The sequence below is a fragment of the Spiroplasma sp. hy2 genome (genome assembly GCF_044714365.1).
GTDB lineage: Bacteria > Bacillota_I > Bacilli_A > Mycoplasmatales > Mycoplasmataceae > Spiroplasma > Spiroplasma phoeniceum.
In genome coordinates this window covers 1-2,015 of record NZ_RXFZ02000177.1, presented here as the reverse complement: position 1 = coordinate 2,015, position 2,015 = coordinate 1, and the positions used below count along the sequence as shown (strand labels likewise).

The 2,015-nt window shown below is 26.8% G+C and carries 3 protein-coding genes; all 3 read right to left on the bottom strand.

All coding sequences use genetic code 4. From position 1 onward, the window contains the following. Positions 1-231: 231 nt before the first annotated feature. From EHV01_RS05065 to EHV01_RS05055, 3 genes are read right to left on the bottom strand one after another with little or no spacing between them, the layout of a single operon-like run. The gene (locus tag EHV01_RS05065) at positions 232-702 is read right to left on the bottom strand and encodes a hypothetical protein (protein ID WP_422066506.1); all 471 of its coding nucleotides are present in this window, start codon (positions 700-702) and stop codon (positions 232-234) included. A gap of 28 nt (positions 703-730) precedes the next feature. Continuing rightward, positions 731-1,249, bottom strand: a complete 519-nt coding sequence (locus tag EHV01_RS05060; protein WP_422066505.1) for a hypothetical protein — start codon at positions 1,247-1,249, stop codon at positions 731-733. Between the two features lie 51 nt (positions 1,250-1,300). Then, entirely contained in the window at positions 1,301-1,891 is a 591-nt protein-coding gene (locus EHV01_RS05055; protein ID WP_422066504.1) for a hypothetical protein, read from the bottom strand. Positions 1,892-2,015 lie beyond the last annotated feature (124 nt).

The window sequence follows — 2,015 nt, the reverse complement described above, 5'->3', positions numbered from 1 at the left end:
ATATATTTAAAGCAAAATCATAATCTTACACAAAATTAGTTTTCAAATTGTCATATTGATGATTTTTTTTATTTCATCAAGAGTTTTCGACAAAATTAAAGATTTTTCCTAGAAATTAAAAGGAATGAATCCTATTGAATACAGAAAATCATTCCTATAACTTACTTTCTATATGTCTATTTTTTAACATATTCATAAATTGCTTTTTTTATTTATTTTTAGATAAAAATCTTAAAATGGTCATCAAGTTTTTAAAAACTGAACCGTTGAAGATGCAGTATTCTTTGTTGTATCAATCACTGAATTAGCAAAACTTTTCGCTTCATCAGGATGATTGTAAACATAGTAGCCAACTGCGCCAATGGTTGCTGAACCTAATACTATTCCTATTGATCCTGGCGCAAGTCCAAATAAAGCACATACTAAACCATTAGTAAATTGACCTATTACTTGTCCTAATATTCGTAGTGCTTTTTTTTTTAGCCCTTTATAAGCTAAAACTGCTCCTTTTTTAATTCCTGTCTTAATATTTTTACCGTGAGTTTTTAGAAAAATTTTAAAATTCTTACCCTCTTTTTTTGCAAAGGTTTTAACAGCAGTTCCTGTTGTTTTCATTCCTTGTAAAGTATTTTTACCTATTTTTTCAATACTTTTACCCTTTTCTTTTAAAAATGTTTCCGCAGTGTTACCAATATTTTTCATCCGTTGGAATCCACTATTAACAACTTTTTTACTTTATTAGTTTTTTTGTAAAGAAGTTTTTAATCCCATGGTTTCTTTTTACAATATCTTTAATACCAGTTTCCGATATTTTTTCAACTTTATCTAGTCCTGTTTCAATAGTTTTAGGCGGGATAATTTTTTTACCAAGAATTTTTTCAGTTGCAACAATTTTGTTTACAACAGTTTTTTCAGTCGCTTTAAGCTCTTTCCCAATTTTTTTACCAAGACTTTTAGCATCTGCTTTAAATTCTTTATATGCTTTTTTAGTAAAATTCTGAAATTTTTTCAACATTTTAAAACCAGAATTAGTTTTAACTTTAGATGGTTTCTTATCTGAATTTAATAACGAGTAAACATTTGATGGTACTAATTCTGAATTTGATATATACCCAATAATATCTTTCATAATAAATTTTTGTGATACAGTTTGATTTGAAGGATTTAAAGCAGGAGTTGCCATTAATGCCCCACTTAAGCCGCTGCTGCTAAGTCCTAATGCCCCAAAAATAACTATTAGTTTTTTCATATTTAATTATCCTTTCTTATATAAAATTATCGTGTTTTAAAAATTGTTATGTTAAAAAGATAGTCAACTTTTTAAATAATCTGTTGTTGTTGAAATATAATGTTTAGCATTATTAACAGCTTTATTTGAAAAAGCTTTAATATCATCTCAATGTGTGTAAGTATAATATCCACCATATATTACTAATGCAATGGCTGTTGCTACCCCTAATGCTGTTGCCACTGTTCCTAATGAACCAGTTAAAAGACGACTTTCAATTGTTTCTCCAACGGTAATACTGTCATAACTCGCTTCTGCAAAACCACTTTGAATTGTTTCTGCAATAATATCTTCGGTATCATTTTCACCCATTATTGCATTAAAAATTTCTTGCAAATCATCCATTGAAATTATTGATGATTCTTGATTAAGATCTTCTAATATTTTGCTTGAATTAGTAAGTGAACTATCCATATTATCAAGTTCATTTTTCATATTTTCAATTTGTTCACGGAATGAATCATTTCATAAATTATCATTATTTGATTTTATACTACTTACTTCAACGGTAGTTGGATTTATACTTGTATTAAATGTATTAATTGCAGGTATTGCACTACTAATAGCTCCTAATGTTACTAAAATAATTGGTGTAACCTTCATTTGTTTTCTATCCTTTCTTAAACATTAGACTTCTTGCATAACCTATTAAAATAATTGTAAATATTTTTAAAAAGATACTAATAGCAAATTATAATTTTAATTAATTATGTCTTTTATTTAWAAT